This window comes from Pseudorhodoplanes sp. (assembly GCF_035565795.1).
In the GTDB taxonomy this organism is placed as follows: Bacteria; Pseudomonadota; Alphaproteobacteria; order Rhizobiales; family Xanthobacteraceae; genus Pseudorhodoplanes.
Genome location: NZ_DATMRV010000175.1, coordinates 1 through 24114, shown reverse-complemented (window position 1 = coordinate 24114; position 24114 = coordinate 1). Strand labels below are relative to the sequence as shown.

The following is a 24114-nucleotide window of genomic DNA, read 5'->3' as shown; positions in this document are numbered from 1 at the left end:
CGCGATAGGTTTTCATCGCGTTCTCGTCGCCCACGAACGCGCATCGGCATTGCGGGTCGGCATAGACGTAGTAGCGCTGGCCGCTCTTCCGGTGCGGCACGAATTTGCGGGGCGGGATGGAGTTGAGGCGCGCCATCTTCTCCGGCGTGTTGGCTTCGCGCATCTTGAAGCCGGCATCCTCCAGTTTCATGTCGGTCGCGAGGTTCGGCTGCGCCGCGGCCTGCGTCACGGCAAGAGTCGCCGCCGCAATCGCGAAACAGATCGACCGCAGCCACATCCTCGTCGCTTCCGTCACTGTCTGACACCCTCTCCAACAATCACGAACGCACCCCCATAGCCCGCATAAGCCTGTTCCGGCCTGGCGCTGTCGCTGAGATAGCTCACCATCGCGCGGCGCATCGCCTCCGCGCGCCCGAGTTTCGCATCGGCGTTGAGATTCGCGAAGGTGGTTGTCCGGCCTTTTCCGAATTGCTTAACCGTAGCCAAAAAGTCTGCATTTCCGGCTCCGGGTAAGGCCCGTCTTAACACCGATCTGCGATCGATACTCCCGGGGAAGCACTGTCGGCGATGTACCGGCGGTCACAATCGGGACGGCGGTTGGGATGCACGGCAAGTCCATTTCGTTGCGCGATGCGCGAAGCCCCGCCTCGGCCGGCGAGGCGGAGCACGATGTCGTTCGCGCCCTTGCCGAGCGGCTGCCCCGCCCGGCGCGCTTCCTCGTCGTGGGCGCGCTCGGGCTGCTCACAGACATCGGCACTTTCACGCTGATCCAGAATTTCGGGCTGCCCGCGCTCGTGGCGCGGCTGTTCTCGCTCGCGATTGCGACGTTCGTGACCTGGCGGCTGAACCGCGCCCTGACATTCGACCGGAGCGGACGGCAGCAGCATCAGGAAGCGATGCGTTACGCGGCCGTCACGGCCACGGCTCAAAGTACGAGTTATGCGATCTTCGCCGTGCTCACGCTGACGCTCCTCCCCGCGCATCCGCAGGCCGCCATCGTGGTCGGCGCCGCGTGTGGCGCTCTCATTTCCTACAACGGTCATCGCCTGTTCGCGTTCGCGCCGGTGACAGGCAACACTTCCCATTCCGGTAGCGTGCGTTCATGACAAGACATGTTGATGTGCTGGTGGTCGGCGCGGGGCCGGCCGGTCTGACGGCGGCCTATTGCCTGACCAAAGAGATGCCTTCGGTCCTCGTGATCGAGAAGGATCCGGTCTATGTCGGCGGCATCAGCCGCACGGTGCGCTACAAGGATTATCTGTTCGATATCGGCGGTCACCGTTTCTTCTCGAAGGCGAAGGAAGTGGTCGACCTGTGGCAGGAGATCCTGCCCGACGATTTCATCGAACGTCCGCGGCTGTCGCGCATCTATTATGGCGGCAAGTATTATTCCTATCCGCTCAGCGCATTCGAGGCGTTGTCCAATCTCGGGGTGATCCGAAGCGCGGCCTGTGTGCTCTCCTATGCCTATGCGCGCGTCAATCCGATCACCGATCCGAAGACGTTCCATCAATGGGTGCGCAACCAGTTCGGCGAGAAGCTGTTCTCGATCTTCTTCAAGACCTACACCGAGAAGGTGTGGGGCATGTCCTGCGACGAGATTTCCGCTGACTGGGCGGCGCAGCGCATCAAGGGCCTCGACCTCGGCGTCGCGATCAGGAACGCGCTTACCCGCGCGATCATGCCGAAGCGCAGGTCGGTGTCGGCAGACGGCACCGTGGTCAAGACGTTGATTGAGAGCTTCCAGTATCCGCGCAAGGGCCCCGGCATGATGTGGGAGGCCGCCGCGCGTAAGATCGAGGAGCAGGGCGGCACGCTGTTGATGGGCCGCGAGCTGAAAAGCCTGAGCTATGACGACAATCGCAAGCTCTGGACGGCGGAGGCGACGCTCGCGGACGGCTCGACCGAGCGCTATACCGCGCGCGATGTGATCAGCTCGGCGCCGGTGCGCGAACTGGTGGACATGATTTCGCCGCGGCCGATCTCGCTCCTGCATGCGCGCGCGCTGCGCTATCGCGATTTCCTCACCGTCGCGCTGATGGTGAAGAAGGACAATCTGTTCCCGGACAACTGGATTTATGTGCATGATCCGAAAGTGAAGGTCGGGCGGGTCCAGAATTTCAGCTCGTGGTCGCCCGAGATGGTGCCGGCCGGCATGAGCTGCCTCGGGCTTGAATATTTCTGCTTCGAGGGTGACGACCTGTGGGATTCGAGCAGCGCCGAACTGGTCGCGCTGGCGAAGAAGGAACTCGCGCAGATCGGCCTCGTCAACGAGTCGGACGTGGTGGACGCCCGCGTGGTGCGCCAGCCGAAGGCCTATCCGGTTTACGACGATGCGTACCGCCACAACATGGAGATGATCCGGCTCGATCTCGAGACGTCATACCCGAGGCTGCATCTGATTGGCCGCAACGGCATGCACAAATACAACAACCAGGACCACGCGATGATGACGGCGATACTGACCGCGCGGAATATCCTCGCCGGCGAGCGCCTCTACGATGTGTGGGATGTCAACGAAGACGCCGAGTACCACGAGGCCGGCGCCTCGGGCGCGCATCACGCGCTGAAGAGCGAACGCCTCGTGCCGCAGAAGGTGCGTGCGGCGTCGTAGCAGGACTGGTTCCTCTCAAGTTCCGCTCGTCTCCGCGGAGGCGGGGACCCAGACTTAAGAAAGACTGGATGCCCGCCTTCGCGGGCATGAGCGGAGATGGGTAATCTCACTTAGATTGCGGAGCTTGCTGCTCTTTCCCGCAAGGCGAGCGCCCGTCTCATAACCAGCGCCGCCACGATCATCGCCGCAACGAGTCCGACGGGCAGCTTCACCAGCGGGAAGATCAGCACCAGCAGAAGCGCGATGCCGAGGCCGATGGTTTCGCCCGGCCGCGCGCCGCTGGTCTGCATCTCGCGGAACAGGAATGCTATCGCCACGGCGAGCGTCACCAGATCGTACATGAACAGGTAGGGCGGCACGAGCAGGATGCCGACCGCGAGGCCCGCGGCTTTCAGATTAAACGGCGCGCGGCTTCGCCACAGCATGCACAGCAACACAGTCGTCGCGCCGGCGAGTATCCATTGCAGTGTGAAGGCCAGCGTCTCGCTGGCGCCGAGCGTGCGCACGAAACCGAACAGGCTTTGTAGCTTCGCCCAGTCGGCGAGCCCTTGCGAGAGCGCGGCTTGCGATGCGTGCCGCAGCGCATGGACGAAGCCCTCCCACGCATCGGAGCCGAAGGCGAGTGTCGCGGCCAGCGCGAGCAGCAGGGTCGTCGCCGCGGCGGCGAACAGCACGCGCCAGTGCCCGCTGACGATCAGCACCAGCGGGATCAGCACGCCGAAATGCGGCTTGAACGACAGGAGGCCAAGGAGGATCCCCGCAACGACCGGGCGGTTGTTCAGAAAGACCAGCATGCCGCCGATCAGCGCCGCTGTGACGAAGCCGTTCTGCCCGACCGTGGCATTGGCGACGATGCCCGGAAAGGCGAAGGCCATCATCAGGCCGAGCGGACTGCGCATGATGCCAGCCATGATGGCGGCATAGGCTGCGAACGTCGCGGCGATCCAGACGACATGGGCGGCGACCAGCGGCAGCAATGCGGCCAGAGCCGCGGCGAAGAAGAACGTCGGCGGATAGACCCAGGGGTACGAGCCGTCGAAGTCGTGTCCGAGCGCCGCGACCTGCGCCGCCTTGTGGACGGCGGGGTCGTAGGCCGCGGCGGGATTGCCTCCCAGGGCGTGCCGACCGCCGGTCCAGACATTCACGAAATCGGTGGCGATCGGCAGGCCGTCCGGCCCCACCAGCCAGGTCCCGTGCAAGAGCGCCGCCGCAAGGTAGACCGCATTCGCGACGCAGAGCGCGAACAGGGTCAATTCGACCGGTTTCGGGAGCGTCGGAGGCGGACAGGGCGCGGCGATTGTCCGGGGCGGCATGCGGTTCGCTCGCGACGGGCTCGGGTGAGCGCGAAACCTAGGCCGGCCGCAACTAAGGAGGGCTTAAGGCGGGCAGGGCACCGCAGGATGGACGGCCTCGGCCGGGAACGCCTTTGCCGCCGAAGCGTTGGGCGCGCGATGACACACCATGTTACGCCTCCCAAAACGAAACGACCGACCATGTTCGGGTTCCTGTGCGCGGGCTGCGGCCGGTGCCTCGAGGAATTGCAGGCTTGGCAGCTCGGCGCCGAACGCTTCTATTGCGGGATCTTCTGCTGCGAGGCCGACCAGTGCCTGGAGCAGCGGTCGGCGCGGCCGCGTTCGAAGCCCTCCGTCCGATAGGGCTCCAGAGCATTTGAAATGCCCGGCGGGTCCGTATATCAAGAGGCCGACTCAGGTCCGGGGCGCGCCCGCGCGCTGCCGCGATCTTGGGGAATAGTTCAATGGTAGAACAGCGGACTCTGACTCCGTTAATCTAGGTTCGAATCCTAGTTCCCCAGCCAAATTCAAAATCAAACCTATGTTTGGGTCGAAAGCCTCGCTTCAGCGCACGGGTGACTAGCGTCCGGGCAACATGGGCTCCGCGTCCCGAGACGGCTCGGCCTTTTTCTCGGTGCAGGCAGTCTCAAGGACGCTGTGCAAATCCGCCATGCCGAACTGAAACATGCGTGGCCCGATTTCTCCCGGAGGGATTGTGATCTGCGAACCGCCCAATTCGATGCTCGTCTGGGCGGTCGCGAACCAGGTGCCGTCGGCTTTCCTTGAAAACAACGCGCAATCGATTTTGGCGTCGGCGGGGTCGCTTTGAGCGGTTGCGGCCGTCGGTACCAGGACGAAGGCGCTCAACAACAGACAGCATCGCATCAGGAATCTGTTCCGGATGGGGGGCGTGTTCGACGTGGCAATGAAACGCCGAATGGAGGAGAACGGCGGGTTGCTGCCGGAGTTCCCTGCCCGTCCCACCCTTCGCTGACGCGGCCGCGTTACTCGGCGCAAGTGTAGCCGCCTCACGGTCTGCCCAAAATCCGCGCTTGCTGTCGGAGAGCGCCAATGCAACTACCATTGGCCTGTCGCGAGAGTTTCAACGCATTCGCGACTGCGTATTTCGCGGTGCCGGCGCGTCAAATTCGCATCCCTTGGCGACCATCATGAGGGGCCGTTGCGCATGATCGCGCGCCTGTCCGATGTCATCGGGTTGCATTTCTGTGTGGCTTTCGCCGCACTTTGTCTCCTGGCCGCCCCTGCCGTGTCGCAGCCGCTGGTCGTCGCGCTCGGCGACAGCAACACCGCGGGCTGGGGTGTCGGGCAGGGCAATGCCTTCCCCGCTCAGCTCAACGCCATGCTCCATCGCCGCGGCGTCAAGGTGCGGATCGCGAATGCCGGCGTCTCGGGCGATACGTTCGGCGGCATGCTCGGCCGGCTGGACGCCAGCGTGCCCGCCGGCACGCGCCTTGTCATCGTGCAGGGCGGCTACAACGATCTCATCCGCGGCACCCCGCGCGACGTCATCATCGCGCGGATGCAGGGAATCCTTGCGCAGTTGCGTGCACGGCGCGTTCCTGCCGTGCTGTGCGGTTTCTTCTTTCCGGAATGGGACGCGGTCGGCCGCAAACTCGCGGCGCAATACGGTGCGCGCTTCGTACCGGGCAGCACCTGTTATTCTCCGAGCCACACCGGTCCGGACCGGCTGCACATGTCAGCCGAAGGGCACACGGTGGTCGCGCAGCGTCTCGTGCCGGTGGTCGCGAGTACGCTCGGCGGCGGGGCGGCGACAGTGCGGATGGCCAGCATGCAGGCCGCAAGGCGCCCGGCGCCGAAACAGGCTTCGCGCCGGCGATAACAGCCCTCCGGATCGATCAGGCAGCGTGCCCGTCATCCGGGTCGAGCGGGGTATTCTTCTTTTCCTGCGGCGTCATGCGTGCCGGATCGGGTTCGCCCGGCACGCCACGCGGACCGAGCCGCTCGCGCTGCATCTCGTCCTCGGTCTTCAGATGATCGAGGTTCTCGGACAAGGGGCGAGGCGGCTTGGGCGGATGGGAGGCCATGGGATTCTCCTGGGCGCGCATCAACGCGCCGAACGCACCGCCCGTTCCATCACGCCTTGTCGAGCGCCAGCGCCAGATCCTCGATGATGTCGTCCGGATGCTCCAGGCCGACCGACAATCGCAGGAAGCCGTCGGTGATACCGAGATCGGCTCTGGCCTGCGGCGTAATGCGTTGATGGGTCGTGGTGGCAGGATGCGTGATCAGGCTCTTGGCATCGCCCAGATTGTTGGAGATGCGCACCACCTGCAGCGCGTCCTGCACCGCGAAGGCTGCGGTCTTGCCGCCCTTCACCTCGAAGGCGACGAGGTTCGAGCCGCCCTTCATCTGCCGCTTGATGATTTCGGCCTGCGGATGATCGGCGCGGCCCGGATAGATCAGCCGCGAGACCTTCGGATGGTTCGCAAGGAAATCCGCGACCTTGGCGGCGGAATCGGTCTGCTGCCGCACGCGCAGCGGCAGGGTCTCAAGTCCCTTGAGCATGACCCATGCATTGAAGGGAGACATCGACGGCCCGGTCTGTCGGTGCAGGTTGTGGATGTTGTCCGCGATGAACTTCGCCGATCCCAGCACGATGCCGCCGAGACAGCGGCCCTGGCCGTCGATGTGCTTGGTCGTCGAATAGACCACGCAGTCGGCGCCGAGCGAGAGCGGGCTTTGCCACATCGGCGTGGAGAACACGTTGTCGACAGTCACGGTCGCGCCGGCATCATGGGCGATTTTCGCGACGGCTTCGATGTCGATCACTTCCAGCGTCGGATTGGACGGCGTCTCCATGAAGAAGGTCTTGGTGTTCGGCCGGACCGCTTTCTTCCACTGATCGAGATCGGTGCCGTCGACCAGCGTCGAGGTCACACCGAAACGCGGCAGCAATTCCTCGACTACGTAAAGACACGAGCCAAACAGCGCGCGCGACGAGACGATGTGATCGCCGGCCTTCACCTGGCCCATCAGAGCAAGCGTCACCGCGGCCATGCCGGTTGCGGTCGCACGCCCATCCTCTGCGCCTTCGAAATCCGCCATTCGGGTCTCGAACATGCGCACGGTCGGATTGGCAAAGCGCGAATACTGAAAGCCCGGACTCTCGCCCTTGAAGCGTGCCTCGGCTTGCGCGGCGCTGTCGTAGACATAGCCTTGCGTGAGGAACAACGCCTCGGAGGTCTCTGCGAATTGCGAGCGCAGGACGCCGTGATGAACAAGACGCGTTTCGGGGCGGAAGTCGCGTTGCGACGGCTTTTTTTCTGACGGCATGGCATGCTCCAGGCACAAAAAATCCCGGCCGAAAATCCGGGCCGGGCACACGCGTCCCCGGCCTTTTAGCGAGTTGTTTTACGTGGCTGCAAGCCGGCCGGCTCAAATGACCACGGATCGAAGGTGGTCTTACGATGCAGGCAAGGGGGCGTCAAGACGCCGCCCGTGCTACGCAGCCTTTGTGCTTTTTGCCGCCTGGATCGCCGCCCACACACGGGCGGGCGAGGCGGGCATGTCAATGTGACGAATGCCATAGACCGACAACGCGTCGACGATGGCGTTCATCACGCAGACGAGTGCGCCGGCGCAGCCGGCTTCACCGCAACCCTTGGTTCCCAGCGGGTTCGTGGTTGCGGGCGCCGGATGGCTGGCGAAGCCGATATCCGGAAAGCTGTGTGCGCGCGGCATCGCGTAATCCTGGAACGAGCCGGTCAGCAGCTGTCCATCTTCGTCATAGGACACGTTTTCCATCAGCGCCTGACCGAGGCCCTGGATCACGCCGCCATGCACCTGTCCTTGCACCAGCAGCGGGTTGACGATGGTGCCGAAGTCGTTGACCGACGAATACCGCACGACCTCCACCACGCCTGTCTCCGGATCGATCTCGACCTCGGCGACGTGGCAGCCATTGGGGAAGCTCGATGGCACGCCATCCGAAACAAGACTCGCATCGAGAGTCGAGGGGGTACCGTCCGGCAGTTTCAATCCTGCGCGCCGTTTCTCTGCAAGTTCCATGATGCCGATGGCGCGGTCGGTCCCGGCGATCACGAAGCGGCCGTTGGTGAATTCGATGTCCGCGGGCGCGGCTTCCAGCACATGCGAGGCGATCGCCTTGCCGTTCTCGATGACCTTTGCCGATGCTTCGAGAATGGCCGCGCCGCTTGCGGTGATGGAACGCGAACCGCCGGTGCCTCCGCCTGCGAGCAGCTGATCGCTGTCACCCTGCACGAGGCGGATGCGCTCGAACGGAATGCCGAGCGCGCGCGACAGCACCTGTGCATAGGGCGCGGCATGGCCCTGACCGTAATCCAGCGTGCCGGTGATGATGGTGACGTCGCCGTTCTCCTCGAAACGGATGCCGCCCATCTCCTTGCCGGGAGGGGCGGTGACTTCGAGAAACGATCCGACACCGAGCCCGCGCAACTTGCCGCGCGCCTCGCTCTCCTTCTTGCGCGCCGCGAAGCCTGAAAGATCGGCGCCCGCGAGCGCTTCCTCGAACAGGGCCGGGAAGTCGCCGCTGTCGTATTTCATGCCGGATGGAGCCGCATACGGGATTTGCGACGGCGCGATGTGATTGCGGCGGCGCAATTCGAGACGGTCGATCCCCATCTCGGCGGCGGCGGCGTCGATCAGCCGCTCCATGTAATAATTGCCCTCGGGGCGTCCGGCGCCGCGATAGGCCGACACCTGCGTCGTATTGGTGAACATGCACTTGGCCGAGACTTCCAGAAGCGGCGTGCGATAGACGCTCGGCGTGTTCTTTACCGCGTTCAGCGTGCCGGGCAGGGGCGCAACCATCGCGAGGAATGCGCCCATATTTGCGTAGCCGCTCAGGCGCACCGCAAGGAAATGCCCGTCCTTGTCGAGCGCAAGTTCACCGATCATCTCGTGATCGCGCCCGTGCGAGTCAGACATGAACGCGCCGGAACGATCGTCGGTCCACTTCACCGGACGGCCGAGCTGCCGCGCAGCATGGAGGATGCAGATATATTCGGAATAGGCCTGCGCCTTCATGCCGAACGAGCCGCCGACATTTCCGGTCAGCACGCGCATCTTGTCCGGCTTGATGCCCATGATGTCGACAAGCTGGCCTTTCATGCCGAACACGCCCTGGCTCTGGGCATGCAGGGTGAAATGCTCGGTCGTGGGGTCGTATTCGGCGACCGCCGCGCGCGGCTCCATCGCGGCGACGACAAGGCGCGTGTTGCGCAGCGACAGCTTCGTCACATGCGCCGCCTGCGCAAAGGCAGCGGCGACTTTCTCGGCATCGCCGTAATGATAGTCGAGCGCGAGATTGCCCGGCGCGTCGTCAAAGAGTTGCGGTGCGTCGGGCTTTGCAGCGTCGCTCGCGAGTGTCACGGCCGGCAAGGGATCGATGTCAAGGACGACAGCCTCCGCCGCATCGCGCGCCTGCACTGCTGTTTCCGCCACCACGAACGCCACCGGATCGCCGACATAGCGCACCTTGCCGGATGCGAGCGCGAAGCGCTGCGGCTTGCGCATCTCCGTACCGTCGCGGTTCTTGAACGGTACGATGCATTTGAATGTGCCGTAGGCCGCGAGGTCCTGCGCGGTGTAGATGCCGAGCACGCCCGGCATGGTCGCGGCTTCGCTTGTATCGATGCCGTTGAGCACGCCATGCGCGTGAGGGGAGCGGACGATCGCAGCATAGGCCTGGCCGGGGAGTGCGATGTCGTCGGTGTAGTGCCCCTTGCCCTGTACGAGTGTCGGATCCTCGGTGCGAGGCACCGGCTGGCCGACCCCGAATTTCGCTACTGCCCAGTCGTCGCTCTTCGAAATGTCTTCGCGGATGTTCATGCGGGCTCGCGGTCTGGAAGGAGATACCGAAATAACGGTGGGACCCGCATGCGGCAAGGATGGGCAGAGGAATGCCAGTCTCCCGGTCGTTGCAGGTCGCCATCTGTCTAGCAGGTCGACGGCCGCCCAAGGACCCGTTTCCCAGGACCGGAAAACCGGGCTAGACTTTGCCCGATTATTGAACACGACGCCGCCGAACCCGGGGAGGGCGCGCGGCAGGACGAGTTAGATGAGTGACGAGGTTCGGGCGACCGGCCTCGATCCCGCGCGTGATCGCGCCCATTCCAGCGTTCTCCCGGAACCGGGGGACGAAAAGGGAGGGAGTTCGCGGTCCGGCTATCAGGGGGGTCGGGGCTCGTCCAAAAATCCCTCGGCCGAGGGCCGGGTGCGGGACGAACCTGCACCATATGACCACGTGCGCCGCGACGGGCGCGCGGAGTCGTCCGCATTGGGAACCGACCTTTGCGGGCCGACCTATGCCGCACTCGATCTCGGCACCAACAATTGCCGCCTGCTGGTGGCCCGCGCCACCCATGACGGGTTTCGCGTCATCGACGCATTTTCGCGAATCATCCGGCTGGGCGAAGGCATCACGTCATCCGGACGGCTCGGGGAGGCGGCGATCGGACGTGCGATCGAGGTGCTGCGGATCTGTCGCGACAAGATGCGAAACCGCGGCGTCACACGCGCGCGGCTGATCGCCACCGAGGCCTGCCGGCTCGCCGAAAATGGCGGTGACTTTCTCGAGCGTGTGCGCGCCGACGTCGGCATCGCCCTCGAAATCGTCGATCGGGAGACCGAGGCGATGCTGGCCGCGATCGGCTGCACGCCGCTCGTCGATCCGGACGCCGAAGGCGCGATCCTGTTCGATATCGGTGGCGGCTCGTCGGAGATCGCGAGCCTCGGCCGTCCGAAATCCTGCCGGCGCGGCCCGCCGGAGCCCGCGATGCGGGGCTGGACGTCGCTGCCGGTTGGCGTCGTGACACTCGCGGAGCGGCATGGCGGCATCACCGTGACGCGCGAGATCTTCGAGGCGATGGTCGCGGAGGCCTCAAGCCACATCGCCCCGTTCGCGCGCGATCATGCGGGGAATGCGCCGACCGCGCATCTTCTGGGTACGTCCGGGACGGTCACGACCATCGCGGGTGTCCATCTCGGGCTGAAGCGCTATGACCGGCGCAGGGTCGACGGCTGCTGGATGGCCGACGATGAAGTGACCGAGGTCATGGAACGCCTGCTCGCGATGTCCTATGACGAACGTGTCTGCAATGCCTGCATCGGCGCCGAACGTGCCGACCTCGTGCTCGCTGGCTGCGCGATCCTGGAAGCCATCCGCCGCGCATTCCCGAGCGAGCGGTTGCGTGTCGCCGATCGGGGACTGCGGGAAGGCATGCTGGTACAGATGATGCGCGCCGACGGACTCTGGCGCGAGGCGGGCATTTCGTGAAGGCTTCGAAGGGTAGCGGTGGACGCGAGCTGAAGACGCGCGTCAAGACCGGCAAGAATCGTTCGCTGTCATCCAAGCTCTGGCTCGAACGTCAGCTGAACGATCCTTATGTTGCGCGCGCCAAGCGCGAAGGTTTTCGTTCGCGCGCGGTCTACAAGCTTGCCGAGATCGACGACAAGGCGAAGTTTCTGAAACCCGGCGCTCGCGTCGTCGATCTTGGGGCTGCGCCCGGCGGCTGGAGTCAGCTCGCAGCGCAGCGTGTGCGTGCGATCGACGGCAAGGGACGCGTCGTCGCGATCGACATTCTGGATATGGATCCCGTGCCGGGCGTCGATTTCATGGTGCTCGACTTTCTCGATCCGGCGGCGCCCGACATCCTGAAGGAGCGGCTCGGTGGCGGCGCCGACGTTGTCCTGTCCGACATGGCCGCGAATGCGACGGGGCATCGCAAGACCGATCACCTGAAGATCGTGGCGCTGGTCGAGGCGGCAGCGGTGTTTGCGGCGGAAGTGCTGAAACCCGGCGGCGCATTCCTCGCCAAGGTGCTGCAAGGCGGCACCGAAGGCGATCTTCTCGCCATGCTGAAGCGCGACTTCGCTACGGTGAAGCATGTCAAGCCGGCCGCGAGCCGGCAGGATTCCGCCGAGCTTTATGTCCTTGCGACGGGCTTCAGGGGCGGCAACGCGTCCTGACGCGCAGCTATCGCTTTCTCGCCAGACATTGTTCGAGCGCGTAATTCGCGTCGCAGCGCTTGGCCGCAAGATCGGCCGACGCACCTGCCGCAGCTTCTCCGAGCTTGCACTCGGCAACCGACACATTGGTTTGCAGATAGCGCATCTGACAGGCGGCGCGCCGGTCTCGTGCGCGGATGCCCTTGCGGATCAGGGCCTGATAGCGCTTGCGATAATCCGGATTGTTCGTCCCGATCACGGCCAGCGCTTTCTCGTAATCGCCGGCCGGTGAAAACGGCGCGGCATAGGCACTGAGCGCGATCAGCGATTCGAATGCCTTCCGGCCTTGTTTCGGCGGCTGCGGCCGGTCGCGAAATGCCACCACCAGCGCTAGGCCTTCCTTGCTGAGCGCCTCGGCCTGCGCCTTTTGTTCTGCATTGCCGATCTCGACATTCCGCAGCCCGTCGATGAGCTTCGACGCCCGGTCGCAAACGGGACAGTCGGTCTGCGCGAAGGCCGCGGTTGCGGAAACGAGCAGGAAAACGATGGCTATCCTTCTCATGCGACCCCGGCCCCCGTGCAGGTTTAGCAATGGTCACAAGTCTATCGTGTTTTGAACGAAAATCGTTGCCGGCCTGCCTTTTTCGGGCGCGCAGTTGCCAAAAAGCCCCTTTTGCTGGCTTTCCTGATGCTGCATCGCCTCATAAGCCCCATTTATCGACACTTTTTGCATCTCGAATGTGCGCTTTCCCTTCGCAAGCCAGTGCGAATCTCTTATGCGGGGCTCTTGCGCACACCGCGCATCTAGGCGCACACCGCGCATCCAAGAGGGCATTTCCAATGGCGGCAAAACCAAAGGCAAAACCGGCTGCAGCAAAGGCGGCCAAAAAGACGGCGGCATCGAAGGCCGCTACGCCGAACAAAATCACCCTGAAGCACCTCGCGGCGACACTCGCCGAGGAGCATCAGATGACCAAGAAGCAGGGCGAGGCGATGCTGAACGACCTCGTTGCTCTGATCACCAAGCACCTGAAGAAGGGCGAGCGCATCCGGATCGCGGGTCTCGGCATCCTTCAGGTTCGCAAGCGCGCCGCTCGCATGGGCCGCAATCCCGCGACCGGCGAAGCGATCAAGATCAAGGCGAGCAAGAAGGTCGCCTTCCGTCCTGCGAAGGAACTGAAGGAAGCGGTCTAACCGTTTCGGCCGCGGATCTCCGCGTCAGCGGAAATCCGGAGCATTCAGCCTCCAGACTCTGACATTGCTCCCGGTCCCCGCCATTGGCGGGGACTGGCGGTTTCATGGAAGCGTTTTGTTTGGAAGCGTGTTTGTTGCGCGTGTCCTAGCCGAACTTCCGGTCGGACGTTTCGGCCGCTGCGATCGGCTCCGCCGATTCGGCAGGCTCGGGTTTCGCGGGGCTTCGTCCCGACATTTCTGCACCGGCATCGGCCGGCAATCTCCAGAAGACCAGCGCTGACGACGCCGAAATCGCGGCCACGATCAGGAATGCGGCGGCGAAGTCGCCGGCCACGAGATCCTGCGTCCCGGCGGCGCCGCGCCATCGCAGCGACAGGTCGACCATCAGCGCACCGACCGCGACGCCGGCCGAGATCGACAATTGCTGACCGACCGCGGTGAGGGCGGTGGCCCTGCTCATGCGGCGCTGCTCGATTTCGGCAAAGGCGATGGTGTTGGCGGCGGTGAATTCCAGCGCACGGAAGAAGCCGCCGATCAAAAGGATCGCGATCAGCACCGACACCGGCATACCGGGCCGGAAGATCGCGACCGCCGCGATGAAGATTGCGCTGATGATGCCGTTGGCGATCAATACGCGCTTGAAGCCGAAGCGGTTGATGGTGCGGCCGGCGACGGTCTTCATGCCGATGGCGCCGAGCGCGCTGGCGAATGTCACAAGCCCGGACTGGAACGGCGTCATGTTGAAGCCGGTCTGCAGCATCAGCGGCAGCAGGAATGGCAGCGCGCCGATGCCAAGCCGGAACAGGAAGCCGCCGACGAGACTCGCCTTGAAGGTCGGGTAGCGCATCAGCGAAAAATCGAGGATCGGCGCGGTCACGCGTTTTGCGTGGATCAGATAGGCCGTCATCGCGACCGCTCCGCCGACCACCATCGCGACCACGATCGGCCAGGGGATCATGTCGAGCCCGGCGACCGAGAGGCCGAAGGCCAGACCGGCAACGCCTGTGCCCGCAAGCAGCATGCCCGTGGCGTCGAACGGCTCCTGATATTCGGACGGCACCGGATCGATATAGGTCAGCACCAGGATGATCCCGACGATCCCGATCGGGATGTTGATCAGGAAGATCCAGTGCCACGATGCGTATGTGGTGATGAAGCCGCCGACTGGCGGTCCGATGACGGGTCCGATCAGCGCAGGGATCGTCACCCACGCCATCGCGTTGACGAGTTCGCGCTTGTCGATGGATCGCACCAGCACCAGCCGCCCGACCGGTGTCATCATCGCGCCGCCCATGCCCTGCACGATGCGCGCGGCGACGAAGCCTTCGAGCGAGTTCGCCAGCGCGCAGCCGACCGATCCGACCATGAAGACGAAGATGGCCGTTGCGAACACGCGCCGCGCGCCGAAGCGGTCGGCGGTCCAGCCGCTCACCGGAATGAATACGGCGAGCGAGAGCAGGTACGACGTGACGGCAAGCTTCAGCGCCAGCGGGTTCGCGCCGATATCGGCGGCAATCGCAGGCAGCGAGGTGGCGATGACCGTCGAGTCGAGATTCTCCATGAACAGCGCGCACGCGACGATGAGCGGTACGAGACGCGGATGATGCTGCATGGAGGGCCCGGCGGGAGAGATCTGCGGGCGTTGTAGCATTTCGATCTCTCGGCCGCGCTGACGTCTTGTGCTGGGGGCTGCCATTCCTACATGGAATGCCTGCGAATGGCCGCGCTGTCTTTCGGCCGGGAGGGTACACTGGAATGATCTACGTTCTGGCGTTCTTTCTGCCGCCACTGGCGCTGCTGCTGAACGGGCAGATTTTCGCGGCCATCTTCAACGCCGTCATGTTCGTGGCGTTCCTTGTGATCGGCCTCCTGACGCTGTCGCCGTTCCTGTGGCTGATCGCGCCCGCGCACGCCATGATAGCGATCTACATGCGGCGCGAGGACCGCAAGCACCGCGAACTGGTCGAGGCCATCGAGCGGCACGGTCCGCCGGCCAACTGGCGGCCGTAGTTTCCGTCAAACTTTACCGCAAGGTCATTCGGGGCATGCGCGTGAGCGCGTGCTCCGTCAGCGCGGCTGTGCGCCGCTGCGCTCGCTGACGACGCAGCAGGCCGAGGTCCAGCCGGTATGGCCGCGCCACGTTGCCTCGCACCAGAGATTTGCGCTGCGGCGGTCCTGCGGCGGACGGCACTGACCGATCACGAGACCGGTTGCTCCAGCCGGGATCGAGACCACCAGCGGAAAGTTGGTGCCGGGACCAGTGCGCATGTTGTGGACGCCCTGCGAGACATTGTTCAGCACGCGATAGGTCTCGCGCGGCAGCGCTGCTTGCTGGGGTGGGGCTTGCGGCGCAGGTTGCGGCGCGGCCATCGCAGGCGGCGGCGTTACGGCTGCGGGCGGCGGTGAGGGCGGGGTCGTGCGTTGCGGCTGCGGGCGAGCGGGCGGCGGAAGCGATGCATCGCCGCGCGCGAGGAAAATGCGTCCGGGGATCTGGTCGTAATAGGCTGGCAATTGCTCGTGCCCGACGCTCCGCGCAAGCTTAGGCACTTCGATCTGCAATTCCTTCGCGACATCGATCAGGTCGAGATCGGGACGCTTCACGAGGTCGATGAACAGCCGCGTGAATACCGAATTTGGATGTGTGTCGCTATCGCCAAGCCGGTCGAGCGCCTCCTGGCCCGCGCCGGCCGAGAACATCACGAACATGCCCTGCCGCGTATCCATCCGCTGCAATCCGCGCGATTGGCCGATCGAACGGCCGGACCCGGCCTTGAACGGATTGTTGCGGCAGGCATCGAGCACCATCACGGTGGTTGCTGCGCCGCGTTCGCGCAGGCGCTCGGAAATATCGTCGGCCAGGAAGCCTTCGGTGCGCAGCAGATTGCGCTGGCCTTCCGTCACGTTCGGGACGTCGGTCGGCATCAGGTAATTGCCGCCGTCGAGCGCGACCCCGTGTCCCGCGAAGAAGAACAGCGCGGTGTCTCCCGGCGACACCCGCGTCTCGAAATCGACCAGCGCGCGCGCCATGCGCGAGCGGGGCGCATCGGTGACGGTGATGACGTCGAAGCCGAGTTCGCGTAATGCGCCGGAAATCGCCTGCGCATCGCCGACCGCCTTTTCGAGTTTCGGGACGTCGCTATAGGCGTTGTTTCCGATCACGAGTGCGATGCGCTTGGCCGCCATCGCCGCGCTGTGAGGCGCGCAGCAGAACAGGATTGTGGCGAGGGCAATCAGATAGGATCGCAAGGGAAAATTCCGTCGATGTGTCGGACGGAAGGATAGAGGATGCGGATCGCGTGGCCAATAGAACGGCCCGCCGAGCGGTCCAGTGACGCGGCGCACCGCCGGGCCGCTGCCGAAATCCGACTATGCGGATGTGGTGGTCCCGCTGCGGCTGGAGGCCGGTGGTACTGCCCTGTCATTCATCTCGACCACCACGGTGTTCGGCACGCCCCAGGACATCACCCTGTCCGAACCGGCCCTTGGAAACCTTCTTTCCGGCCGCCGCCGAAACCGGCGAAATATTGCGCGGGATGACGCCCGGTCCATCGTGACGGACGCCCGCGGCCATGCTATCCGCCCGTGCCAACCTGTAGTTCAGAACGTCGGCTCGCCTTGCGGGAGCCCGAATCCGTCGCTAGGTAAGGCAATGGCAAACCCCTCATCAAATGGCATGAACGGCGCCCCGCGCGAGGCGCTGACATTCGACGACGTCCTGCTGCAGCCGGGCCAGTCCGACTTTCTTCCATCCGAAGTCGATATCCGCTCGCGCATCACCCGTGACATCACTCTGAACATCCCGATCGTGGCCTCGGCCATGGACACCGTCACCGAGGCGCGGATGGCGATCGCCATGGCGCAGGCCGGCGGCATTGGCGTGCTCCACCGCAACATGGAGCCGGACGAGCAGGCCGCGCAGGTCCGGCAGGTCAAGAAGTTCGAGTCCGGCATGGTGGTCAATCCGCTGACCATCGCCCCCGATGCGACGCTCGCCGACGCCTTCACGCTGATGAAGGAGAACGGTATTTCCGGCATCCCGGTGGTAGAGGGCGCGGGCAACGGCAAGGCCGGCAAGCTGGTCGGCATTCTGACCAATCGCGATGTGCGTTTCGCAACCGATCCGTCGCAGCGAGTGTCGGATCTGATGACCAAGGAGCGTCTGATCACGGTCCGCGAGAATGTCGGACAGGACGAAGCGAAGCGGCTCCTGCACCAGCATCGTATCGAGAAATTGCTGGTGGTCGATGGCGATTACCGCTGCGTCGGCCTGATCACGGTGAAGGACATCGAGAAGGCGGTCGCCAATCCGAATGCCTGCAAGGACGAGCAGGGGCGTCTGCGCGTTGCGGCCGCAACCACGGTCGGCGACAAGGGCTTCGACCGGACCGAACGGCTGATTGCAGCCGGCGTCGACCTCGTTGTTGTCGATACTGCGCACGGTCATTCGCGCCATGTGCTGGAGGCGGTGAACCGCATCAAGCGTCAATCCAACAAGGTTCAGGTGGTCGCAGGCAATGTCGCGACCTCGGACGGCGCCAAGGCGCTGATCGATGCCGGCGCCGACTCGATCAAGGTCGGCATCGGACCGGGCTCGATCTGCACGACGCGCATCGTCGCCGGCGTCGGCGTGCCGCAGCTCACCGCGATCATGGATGCGGTCGAGGCCGCGCAGAAGACCGGTACGCCGGTGATTGCCGATGGCGGCATCAAGTATTCCGGCGATCTGGCGAAAGCGCTCGCCGCGGGTGCCGATTGCGCGATGGTCGGTTCACTTCTCGCCGGCACCGACGAGACACCGGGCGAGGTGTTTCTCTATCAGGGCCGTTCCTACAAGAGCTATCGCGGCATGGGCTCGGTCGGCGCAATGGCGCGCGGCTCGGCCGATCGCTATTTCCAGCAGGACATAAAGGACACGCTGAAACTCGTTCCGGAAGGCGTTGAAGGGCAGGTACCCTACAAGGGCCCGACTTCAACTGTCCTGCATCAGCTCGCTGGTGGATTGCGCGCGGCGATGGGTTATGTCGGCGCGGCGAATGTCGAGGACTTCCACAGGAAGGCGACCTTCGTGAAGATCACGAGCGCCGGCCTGCGCGAAAGCCATGTCCACGATGTGACCATCACGCGCGAGAGCCCGAATTATCCGGGCCGGGTGTGAGCGCTCACGTCCTGTCGAGAAACGCGCGGATCAGCTTGACGGTCTGATCCGGCTGCTCCTCCATGATCCAGTGGCCGGACTTCGCGATAATTCCGCCTTCCACATTCGTTCCGACTTCGCGCATCACAGCGGCCTGCTGATCGCCGAACGATTTTTCCGCGCCGAGCGCAAGGATCGGAAATGTCAGCTTGCCCTTCGCCTGGAAGGCCTTGTTGTCGGCAACGTCCTTGGTGTTGAACGTGGCGAATTGCTCGAACGCCGCATGCATTGCTCCGGGACGCGCATAGATTTTCGCATAGTGCCGGCGCGTTGCCTCGTCGATCGTTTTCGGATCGGCTGACAGTTCGTTCCAGAAGCGATCGAGATAGATGCGCTCGCGTCCCTTCACCAGCCTGTCCATGTCCGGACCGCGAAAGTTGAAATGCCAGAGCAGCGGGCTTTTCAGGATTTCGTCCCAGGCGCCGATCCCCGGCAATGGCGCGTCGATGACCACCCATTTGGTGATGCGATCCGGGTTTTGCGCGGCCAGTGCATAGCCCACCATGTTGCCGATATCGTGAGTCACGAGCGCTGCGCGCTGGACATTGAGCTTGTCCATCACGGTCGCGATATCGATGCCTTGCGTCTTCTTGTCATAGCCAGTGTCGGGATAGGACGAGTAGCCCATGCCGCGCAGGTCCGGGACGATTACCGTGTGATCCTTGATCAGCGCCTTCGCGAGCGGCGCCCACATGTCGCCGGTATCCGCAAAGCCGTGCAGCATGACCACGGCCGGTCCATGGCCGCCCACGCGCACGTAAATCGTTGCTCCGTCCGTCTGGATCTTGTGAACCCGCATTTCGGAGGGAAATCTTTCGATCCGTGCGTGCGCGACTTGCGACATCGCGAGCGAAAGGACGAATGCAATCAGAGCCGTTGCAATGTTCATCGAGGCGATCCCTGGCAATTGCGACACGAACGGGCAGCGTTAGCGATGTGGGTCGTCTTCGGCCGGAGCAGGACGTAACATTTACAGCCAGCCGGTCGGATCTTCGATCGGTTCTCCATCCAGGGAGCGGACGAGTCCGCGCACGCAGCGGAAGACCAGCCAGGCCCAGACGGCGACCAGGATTGGAATTCCGACACCGAAGAAGCTGAGATAGAAGCCGATCAGGCCGACCGAGGCCCCGATCCAGAACGTGCGAATGGCCGACGTCATGTGCGACGCATAGGGCGAGCCGCCGCACTGGAGGCGTTTCAGGTAGGCAATCCCGAGACCGACGAAGAAAGTCACGAGCGTGACGGCGCCCGCAAGGTAGAGGAGCCAAACCGTGATGGCGAAGTTTCGCTCCACACAGGGTTTGACCGGTTCCTGGACCGACATGGTGCCTCCGCGGGGGATCGCGCTGCGCCTCCAACGCTATCGACGGTAAATGCCGGTGTCTATCGGAAGCGGTGCCTCATGTATCGGCAGATGGCCAAACCGCCAGACGGGCGATCTGGCGTTTCTGCGGGCAGTTGCCTCTCTACAACCAGCTTCGGGGATTTTCGATCGGCTGGCCATTGATGGCGCGTACGAGCCCGCGCACGCAGCGGAAGATCTGCCAGATGGCCAGCGCGATCAGGATGAAGATTCCGATGCCGACGATGGCGAGCATGGCGCCGATCAGGCCGACGACCAGGCTGATCCAGAACGTGCGGATCGCCGAGATCATGTGCGACTGATAGGGCGTGCCCGCGAATGCGTCGCGTTTCATGTAGGCGATGACGAGGCCGGCGATGATCGTGACGACGGTGATATACCCGCCTAGATACAGCAACCAGACGGCCATGGCCCAGTTGCGCTCTTCCGATTGCTGGACCGGCCCCTGAAGCGGCTCCTGGGCAGGCATGGCTTCCCCCTCGCGATACTGCGCATCACAGGCTACCGACGGTCGCACAGGGTGTCTATCGGAGGCGTTCGCTTTTCTGTATCAGCACACTGGTCATGTGATGTTCGGCTTCCCCTGCTGAAGGGGAGTTAAATCGGAGCGAGCCTTATGTCTGAAAAAGCGCGCCGATTCGTGCTCGCGTCCCGGCCCGTAGGTGAGCCGAAGGAATCCGATCTCCGCATGGAGGAGATGGCCTTGCCCGCGCCGGGCGCCGGCGAGGTGCTTCTGCGCACGCTGTACCTGTCGCTCGATCCATACATGCGCGGGCGCATGAGCGATGCCAAATCCTATGCGGCGCCCGTGCCCGTCGGGGGCGTCATGGAGGGGGGCACGGTCAGCGAGGTGCTGGCGTCGAACAACCCCGCCTTTGCTGTCGGCGATATCGTGCTCGGCCGCACCGGCTGGCAGACCCATACGGTTTCCGACGGCTCGGCGCTGCGCAAGGTCGATCCGTCACTCGCACCGATCTCGACCGCCCTGGGCGTGCTCGGCATGCCGGGCATGACCGCCTATGCCGGACTTCTTGAAGTCGGCAAGCCGAAGGCGGGCGAAACGCTCGTTGTTGCGGCCGCGTCGGGTGCCGTCGGCTCGGTGGTTGGGCAGATCGCGAAGCTCAAGGGCCTTCGTGCGGTCGGTATCGCGGGCGGGCCGGACAAATGCCGTTACGTGAAGGATGTCCTCGGTTTCGACGAATGCATCGACCATCGCGCGCCGGATCTGCCGGCGCGTCTGGCCGCAGCCTGTCCGAACGGCATCGACGTCTATTTCGAGAATGTCGGCGGACATGTGCTCGATGCGGTTCTTCCGCTGCTGAACACGTTCGCGCGTGTCCCGATCTGCGGCACGATCGCGCATTATAACGACACGGCGCCGCCGCCCGGTCCGGACAAACTGCCCGCGGTCTGGCGCATGATCCTGACCAAGCGCCTGACGGTTCAGGGTCTTCTGGTTTCCGATTTCGGCGCATTGCATGGCGACTTCCTGCGCGACATGGCGCAATGGGTGAAAGACGGACGCGTGAAATACCGTGAGGACATCGTCGATGGTTTCGAGAACGCGCCGCGTGCGCTGATCGGCCTGTTGCGCGGCGAGAATTTCGGCAAGCTTCTGGTGCGTGTCGCAGAACGGAGCAAGTAGATGTCGGTCCAGATGATCCTGTTACCGCTATTCCTGCAGGTGCTGCTGACCATTGCGCTGGGACTGAACATGGCGGTCAGGCGCAGGATGGCCTTCGCGCAGGGGACGCGCTGGCAGGACATCGCCCTGCGCGAGCCGAACTGGCCCAAGGACGCGATCATCGCGCATAACGCGTTTCTCAATCAGTTCGAGATTCCGGTGCTGTTCTATGTGCTGACGATTCTCGCGCTCATCACCAAGCAGGCCGATCTCCTGTTCGTCATCATGGCCTGGATCTTCGTCGTGATGCGCTATTTCCAGGCTGCGGTGTTCGTGACCACCAATCACGTGCCGATCCGCGGCGCGTTCTTCGGCATTGGCGTGCTCGTGCTGGTGATCATGTGGGTGATCTACATCGTGCGCATTCTCACGCTGCCGTGGGTGTAGGGGTTAGCGTAACGACATGATTCCATCCGCGCGTATTGCCGGCGCCATTGAGGTGCTGGCCGATATCGAAACCAAGCGCCGTCCTGCCGCCGATGCCCTGAAGGAATGGGGGCAGATGCATCGTTTCGCGGGCTCCGGCGACCGTGCCGCGATCGCAGGCCTCGTCTATGACGTGCTGCGCCGGCGCGCGTCGTCCGCCTATGTGATGGGTGAGGCTACGGCGCGCGCGGTCATGCTCGGCATGTTGCGGCTCGAACGCGGGCTCGATGCGGATGCGATCGCGGCGTTGTTCGATGGTTCGCGCTTTGCACCCGATCCGCTGAGCGATGACGAGCGCGGCAGACTCGCCGGAGCGAGTCTTGCGGATGCGCCGCCGCACGTCGCTGGCGATTATCCGGAATGGCTTGACGCCAGCTTTGCTGCTATATTCGGCGAGGCTCGTGCGGAGGAGGGCGCAGCGCTCGCCGCACGTGCGCCGCTCGACCTGCGGGTCAACCTGAACAAGGCAGACCGTGACAGAGCGTCTGCAGAACTCGCCGAGTATCATCCGGAAGAAACAAGCTGGTCGCCGTGGGGCCTGCGCATTTCCGTGCCGCCGGAGGCGAAAAGTCCGGCGATCCAGGCCGATCCGGCCTTCATCAAGGGCCATGTCGAGATCCAGGACGAAGGCTCTCAGCTTGCCGCGCTTCTGTCCGGCGCGCAGCCCGGCGAGCAGGTGGTTGATCTGTGCGCCGGCGCCGGCGGCAAGACGCTGGCGCTAGCGGCTATGATGGACAACCGGGGGCAGCTTTACGCAACCGACGCTGACAAGCGGCGACTTGCGCCGATCCATGCGCGGCTCGAGCGCGCGGGCGCGCGCAATGCGCAGGTGCGGACGCCGCGCGGTGCGACCGAAATCCTCGATGACCTCAGAGGCAAGATCGATCTCGTGCTGATCGACGCGCCATGTACCGGGACCGGCTCGTGGCGGCGCAATCCGGATGCGAAATGGCGGCTGCGCCCGGGTGCTCTGGAGCAGCGCCGCAAGGATCAGGCTGCTGCGCTTGACCGCGCAGTGCCGCTTCTCAAGCCGGGCGGCCGCATCGCTTACATCACCTGCTCGGTGCTGGACGAGGAGAACGGCGCGCAGATACGCGATTTTCTCACCCGCCATAACGGGTTCACCGTGGTGAATCCGAACGAGGTTGCGGAAGCACTGGGCGAACGCAGCTATCTGTTCCGGAAGGCGGCCATGCTATCCGGCACGGGTCTTCTGATGACGCCGCGGCGGACAGGGACGGACGGGTTCTTCGTTTCGGTGATGCGGCGGAGCTAGCTCACATCGAACTTCACGCCTTGCGCCAGCGGCAATGTCTTGCCGAAATTGATGGTGTTGGTCGCGCGCCGCATATAGGCCTTCCAGGAATCCGAGCCGGACTCGCGTCCGCCGCCGGTTTCCTTCTCGCCGCCGAACGCGCCGCCGATCTCTGCGCCGGACGGACCGATATTCACATTGGCGATGCCGCAATCGGAGCCGCGGTCGGAGATGAACAATTCCGCTTCGCGCAGATCGTTGGTGAAGATCGAGGAGGCGAGGCCCTGCGGCACCGCGTTGTGCAGGTCGAGCGCAGTCTCGAAATCGCTGTAGCGCATGACCCAGAGCAACGGCGCGAAGGTCTCACGCATCACAAGCTCGGTTTGTCCGGTGGTTTCAGCGAGAGCCGGGCGAACATAGTATGCATCGCTCCATCCGCCGACATCGACGCGTTCGCCGCCGGTGACGATCGCGCCGGCCGCCTTCGCCGCGGCCAGCATCTTCTGCATTGCGTCGAATGCGCCACGGTCGATCAGCGGGCCGACCAGCGTTCCGCTCTCAAGCGGATTGCCGATCGCGACCGACGCATAGGCGCTTTTCAGCCGCGGCAGGAAGCGGTCATAGATGCTGTCATGCACGAACAGCCGGCGCAGCGTCGTGCAGCGCTGGCCCGCCGTGCCCATCGCGGCAAACGCGACGCCGCGCAGCGTCAGGTCGAGATCGGCTGACGGGCAGACGATGGCGGCGTTGTTGCCGCCTAGCTCGAGGATTGCGCGGGCGAAGCGTTGTGCGAGACGCGGCGCGACCGCGCGGCCCATTGCGGTCGAACCGGTCGCCGACACCAGCGGCACCTTCGGATGATCGGCCAGCAACTCCCCAAGCGCCCGCCCGCCGATCAGGACCGATGACAATCCGTCCGGAACCGTACCGCCCTCCGCACGGAAGCGAGTCATGGCGCGCTCGAACAGCGCCTGTGTTGCGAGCGCCGTCAGCGGTGTCTTCTCGGACGGCTTCCAGACAATGCTGTTGCCGCACACGAGCGCGAGCGCCGCATTCCATGACCAGACCGCGACCGGGAAATTGAACGCCGAAATGATGCCGGTGACGCCGAGCGGGTGCCA

At 64.2% G+C, this 24114-nt stretch carries 24 protein-coding genes, 1 tRNA gene, 1 pseudogene and 1 riboswitch; of the genes and pseudogenes, 12 read left to right on the top strand and 14 right to left on the bottom strand.

The genetic code is table 11. The annotated features are described in order from the left end of the window. Nucleotides 1-295, bottom strand: a pseudogene (locus tag VNZ93_RS16055) (hypothetical protein); the annotation flags it as partial. After that, on the bottom strand, nt 292-486 hold the full coding sequence (locus VNZ93_RS16050; RefSeq protein WP_325707152.1) for a hypothetical protein: 195 nt from the start codon (nt 484-486) through the stop codon (nt 292-294). The pseudogene VNZ93_RS16055 and the gene VNZ93_RS16050, both read right to left, overlap by 4 nt. 116 nt (nt 487-602) lie before the next feature. On the opposite strand from VNZ93_RS16050, the gene VNZ93_RS16045 reads away from it, so the two are divergent. After that, nucleotides 603-1106: a GtrA family protein gene (locus VNZ93_RS16045; protein ID WP_325707149.1), complete on the top strand. Its 504-nt coding sequence runs from the start codon at nt 603-605 to the stop codon at nt 1104-1106. After that, nucleotides 1103-2614 carry an NAD(P)/FAD-dependent oxidoreductase gene (locus VNZ93_RS16040; RefSeq protein ID WP_325707146.1) on the top strand — a complete coding sequence of 504 codons (1512 nt, stop codon included), beginning with the start codon at nt 1103-1105 and terminating at the stop codon, nt 2612-2614. The genes VNZ93_RS16045 and VNZ93_RS16040 overlap by 4 nt, the downstream gene beginning before the upstream one ends. Nucleotides 2615-2724: 110 nt before the next feature. Here the strand turns inward: VNZ93_RS16040 and VNZ93_RS16035 are convergent, their stop codons facing one another. Then, nucleotides 2725-3927 (bottom strand): glycosyltransferase family 87 protein, encoded by a 1203-nt coding sequence (locus VNZ93_RS16035; RefSeq protein ID WP_325707143.1) that lies wholly within the window; start codon nt 3925-3927, stop codon nt 2725-2727. Nucleotides 3928-4356: 429 nt separating this feature from the next. Here VNZ93_RS16035 and VNZ93_RS16030 point away from each other — a divergent pair. Next, nucleotides 4357-4430, top strand: a tRNA-Gln gene (locus VNZ93_RS16030). A gap of 55 nt (nt 4431-4485) precedes the next feature. Here the strand turns inward: VNZ93_RS16030 and VNZ93_RS16025 are convergent. Then, on the bottom strand, nt 4486-4773 hold the full coding sequence (locus tag VNZ93_RS16025; protein ID WP_325707140.1) for a hypothetical protein: 288 nt from the start codon (nt 4771-4773) through the stop codon (nt 4486-4488). A gap of 319 nt (nt 4774-5092) precedes the next feature. On the opposite strand from VNZ93_RS16025, the gene VNZ93_RS16020 reads away from it, so the two are divergent. Beyond that, nucleotides 5093-5767, top strand: coding sequence for a GDSL-type esterase/lipase family protein (locus VNZ93_RS16020; RefSeq protein ID WP_325707137.1), 675 nt, complete (start codon nt 5093-5095; stop codon nt 5765-5767). 16 nt (nt 5768-5783) lie between these two features. Here VNZ93_RS16020 and VNZ93_RS16015 read toward each other — a convergent pair whose 3' ends face one another. The 3 genes from VNZ93_RS16015 to VNZ93_RS16005 form a co-directional block, all read right to left on the bottom strand. Next, nucleotides 5784-5972, bottom strand: a complete 189-nt coding sequence (locus VNZ93_RS16015; protein WP_325707134.1) for a hypothetical protein — start codon at nt 5970-5972, stop codon at nt 5784-5786. A 49-nt stretch (nt 5973-6021) separates the two neighbouring features. Continuing rightward, nucleotides 6022-7221, bottom strand: a complete 1200-nt coding sequence (locus VNZ93_RS16010; protein ID WP_325707130.1) for an O-succinylhomoserine sulfhydrylase — start codon at nt 7219-7221, stop codon at nt 6022-6024. Between the two features lie 45 nt (nt 7222-7266). Continuing rightward, nucleotides 7267-7345: riboswitch (SAM riboswitch) on the bottom strand. Nucleotides 7346-7389: 44 nt separating this feature from the next. Beyond that, complete coding sequence (locus tag VNZ93_RS16005) at nt 7390-9759, bottom strand: xanthine dehydrogenase family protein molybdopterin-binding subunit (RefSeq protein WP_325707127.1); 2370 nt, start codon at nt 9757-9759, stop codon at nt 7390-7392. Nucleotides 9760-9988: 229 nt separating this feature from the next. On the opposite strand from VNZ93_RS16005, the gene VNZ93_RS16000 reads away from it, so the two are divergent. Both VNZ93_RS16000 and VNZ93_RS15995 read left to right on the top strand, forming a co-directional pair. Further along, nucleotides 9989-11206 (top strand): Ppx/GppA phosphatase family protein, encoded by a 1218-nt coding sequence (locus tag VNZ93_RS16000; RefSeq protein WP_325707125.1) that lies wholly within the window; start codon nt 9989-9991, stop codon nt 11204-11206. Beyond that, nucleotides 11203-11898, top strand: a complete 696-nt coding sequence (locus tag VNZ93_RS15995) for an RlmE family RNA methyltransferase (RefSeq protein WP_325707122.1) — start codon at nt 11203-11205, stop codon at nt 11896-11898. The genes VNZ93_RS16000 and VNZ93_RS15995 overlap by 4 nt, the downstream gene beginning before the upstream one ends. 7 nt (nt 11899-11905) lie before the next feature. Here VNZ93_RS15995 and VNZ93_RS15990 read toward each other — a convergent pair whose 3' ends face one another. Next, on the bottom strand, nt 11906-12439 hold the full coding sequence (locus tag VNZ93_RS15990; RefSeq protein WP_325707118.1) for a hypothetical protein: 534 nt from the start codon (nt 12437-12439) through the stop codon (nt 11906-11908). Nucleotides 12440-12717: 278 nt separating this feature from the next. On the opposite strand from VNZ93_RS15990, the gene VNZ93_RS15985 reads away from it, so the two are divergent. Further along, the gene (locus VNZ93_RS15985) at nt 12718-13071 is read left to right on the top strand and encodes an HU family DNA-binding protein (RefSeq protein ID WP_325707115.1); all 354 of its coding nucleotides are present in this window, start codon (nt 12718-12720) and stop codon (nt 13069-13071) included. Nucleotides 13072-13216: 145 nt separating this feature from the next. Here VNZ93_RS15985 and VNZ93_RS15980 read toward each other — a convergent pair whose 3' ends face one another. Continuing rightward, nucleotides 13217-14683: a DHA2 family efflux MFS transporter permease subunit gene (locus tag VNZ93_RS15980; RefSeq protein WP_325707112.1), complete on the bottom strand. Its 1467-nt coding sequence runs from the start codon at nt 14681-14683 to the stop codon at nt 13217-13219. Between the two features lie 143 nt (nt 14684-14826). On the opposite strand from VNZ93_RS15980, the gene VNZ93_RS15975 reads away from it, so the two are divergent. Beyond that, a complete protein-coding gene (locus VNZ93_RS15975) occupies nt 14827-15081 on the top strand; it encodes a hypothetical protein (protein WP_325707109.1) in 255 nt (84 codons plus the stop codon). A 57-nt stretch (nt 15082-15138) separates the two neighbouring features. Here the strand turns inward: VNZ93_RS15975 and VNZ93_RS15970 are convergent, their stop codons facing one another. Then, on the bottom strand, nt 15139-16317 hold the full coding sequence (locus tag VNZ93_RS15970) for a caspase family protein (protein ID WP_325707106.1): 1179 nt from the start codon (nt 16315-16317) through the stop codon (nt 15139-15141). A gap of 427 nt (nt 16318-16744) precedes the next feature. On the opposite strand from VNZ93_RS15970, the gene guaB reads away from it, so the two are divergent. Beyond that, nucleotides 16745-18226 (top strand): IMP dehydrogenase, encoded by a 1482-nt coding sequence (guaB, locus tag VNZ93_RS15965; RefSeq protein WP_325707103.1) that lies wholly within the window; start codon nt 16745-16747, stop codon nt 18224-18226. Nucleotides 18227-18230: 4 nt separating this feature from the next. Here guaB and VNZ93_RS15960 read toward each other — a convergent pair whose 3' ends face one another. From VNZ93_RS15960 to VNZ93_RS15950, 3 genes are all read right to left on the bottom strand, one after another. Continuing rightward, nucleotides 18231-19109 (bottom strand): alpha/beta fold hydrolase, encoded by an 879-nt coding sequence (locus tag VNZ93_RS15960; RefSeq protein WP_414710091.1) that lies wholly within the window; start codon nt 19107-19109, stop codon nt 18231-18233. A 126-nt stretch (nt 19110-19235) separates the two neighbouring features. Continuing rightward, nucleotides 19236-19589 (bottom strand): hypothetical protein, encoded by a 354-nt coding sequence (locus VNZ93_RS15955; protein ID WP_325707097.1) that lies wholly within the window; start codon nt 19587-19589, stop codon nt 19236-19238. Between the two features lie 142 nt (nt 19590-19731). Next, complete coding sequence (locus VNZ93_RS15950) at nt 19732-20097, bottom strand: DUF4870 family protein (RefSeq protein WP_325707094.1); 366 nt, start codon at nt 20095-20097, stop codon at nt 19732-19734. A gap of 147 nt (nt 20098-20244) precedes the next feature. Between VNZ93_RS15950 and VNZ93_RS15945 the strand changes: the two genes are divergently transcribed. The 3 genes from VNZ93_RS15945 to VNZ93_RS15935 are packed head-to-tail and all read left to right on the top strand — an operon-like array spanning nt 20245 to nt 23014. Continuing rightward, complete coding sequence (locus VNZ93_RS15945; protein ID WP_325707091.1) at nt 20245-21273, top strand: NADP-dependent oxidoreductase; 1029 nt, start codon at nt 20245-20247, stop codon at nt 21271-21273. After that, complete coding sequence (locus VNZ93_RS15940; RefSeq protein ID WP_325707088.1) at nt 21274-21699, top strand: MAPEG family protein; 426 nt, start codon at nt 21274-21276, stop codon at nt 21697-21699. It begins immediately after the preceding gene. A 16-nt stretch (nt 21700-21715) separates the two neighbouring features. Beyond that, nucleotides 21716-23014, top strand: a complete 1299-nt coding sequence (locus tag VNZ93_RS15935) for an RsmB/NOP family class I SAM-dependent RNA methyltransferase (RefSeq protein ID WP_325707085.1) — start codon at nt 21716-21718, stop codon at nt 23012-23014. Here VNZ93_RS15935 and VNZ93_RS15930 read toward each other — a convergent pair. Continuing rightward, the coding region (locus VNZ93_RS15930) for an aldehyde dehydrogenase family protein (protein ID WP_325707082.1) at nt 23011-24114 on the bottom strand (1104 nt) is incomplete at its 5' end. The two genes, VNZ93_RS15935 and VNZ93_RS15930, sit on opposite strands and share 4 nt — an antisense overlap.

What these genes read in the sequence shown, in the direction of transcription:
- VNZ93_RS16015 (WP_325707134.1), bottom strand. Translation starts at nt 5,972, where the DNA reads ATGGCCTCCCATCCGCCCAAGCCGCCTCGCCCCTTGTCCGAGAACCTC.
- VNZ93_RS15980 (WP_325707112.1), bottom strand. Translation starts at nt 14,683, where the DNA reads ATGCAGCATCATCCGCGTCTCGTACCGCTCATCGTCGCGTGCGCGCTG.
- VNZ93_RS15945 (WP_325707091.1), top strand. Translation starts at nt 20,245, where the DNA reads ATGTCTGAAAAAGCGCGCCGATTCGTGCTCGCGTCCCGGCCCGTAGGT.
- guaB (WP_325707103.1), top strand. Translation starts at nt 16,745, where the DNA reads ATGAACGGCGCCCCGCGCGAGGCGCTGACATTCGACGACGTCCTGCTG.
- VNZ93_RS15990 (WP_325707118.1), bottom strand. Translation starts at nt 12,439, where the DNA reads ATGAGAAGGATAGCCATCGTTTTCCTGCTCGTTTCCGCAACCGCGGCC.
- VNZ93_RS16010 (WP_325707130.1), bottom strand. Translation starts at nt 7,221, where the DNA reads ATGCCGTCAGAAAAAAAGCCGTCGCAACGCGACTTCCGCCCCGAAACG.
- VNZ93_RS15960 (WP_414710091.1), bottom strand. Translation starts at nt 19,109, where the DNA reads ATGTCGCAAGTCGCGCACGCACGGATCGAAAGATTTCCCTCCGAAATG.
- VNZ93_RS15955 (WP_325707097.1), bottom strand. Translation starts at nt 19,589, where the DNA reads ATGTCGGTCCAGGAACCGGTCAAACCCTGTGTGGAGCGAAACTTCGCC.
- VNZ93_RS15975 (WP_325707109.1), top strand. Translation starts at nt 14,827, where the DNA reads ATGATCTACGTTCTGGCGTTCTTTCTGCCGCCACTGGCGCTGCTGCTG.
- VNZ93_RS16005 (WP_325707127.1), bottom strand. Translation starts at nt 9,759, where the DNA reads ATGAACATCCGCGAAGACATTTCGAAGAGCGACGACTGGGCAGTAGCG.
- VNZ93_RS16000 (WP_325707125.1), top strand. Translation starts at nt 9,989, where the DNA reads ATGAGTGACGAGGTTCGGGCGACCGGCCTCGATCCCGCGCGTGATCGC.
- VNZ93_RS16045 (WP_325707149.1), top strand. Translation starts at nt 603, where the DNA reads ATGCACGGCAAGTCCATTTCGTTGCGCGATGCGCGAAGCCCCGCCTCG.
- VNZ93_RS16035 (WP_325707143.1), bottom strand. Translation starts at nt 3,927, where the DNA reads ATGCCGCCCCGGACAATCGCCGCGCCCTGTCCGCCTCCGACGCTCCCG.
- VNZ93_RS15940 (WP_325707088.1), top strand. Translation starts at nt 21,274, where the DNA reads ATGTCGGTCCAGATGATCCTGTTACCGCTATTCCTGCAGGTGCTGCTG.
- VNZ93_RS16040 (WP_325707146.1), top strand. Translation starts at nt 1,103, where the DNA reads ATGACAAGACATGTTGATGTGCTGGTGGTCGGCGCGGGGCCGGCCGGT.
- VNZ93_RS15985 (WP_325707115.1), top strand. Translation starts at nt 12,718, where the DNA reads ATGGCGGCAAAACCAAAGGCAAAACCGGCTGCAGCAAAGGCGGCCAAA.
- VNZ93_RS16020 (WP_325707137.1), top strand. Translation starts at nt 5,093, where the DNA reads ATGATCGCGCGCCTGTCCGATGTCATCGGGTTGCATTTCTGTGTGGCT.
- VNZ93_RS15935 (WP_325707085.1), top strand. Translation starts at nt 21,716, where the DNA reads ATGATTCCATCCGCGCGTATTGCCGGCGCCATTGAGGTGCTGGCCGAT.
- VNZ93_RS15950 (WP_325707094.1), bottom strand. Translation starts at nt 20,097, where the DNA reads ATGCCTGCCCAGGAGCCGCTTCAGGGGCCGGTCCAGCAATCGGAAGAG.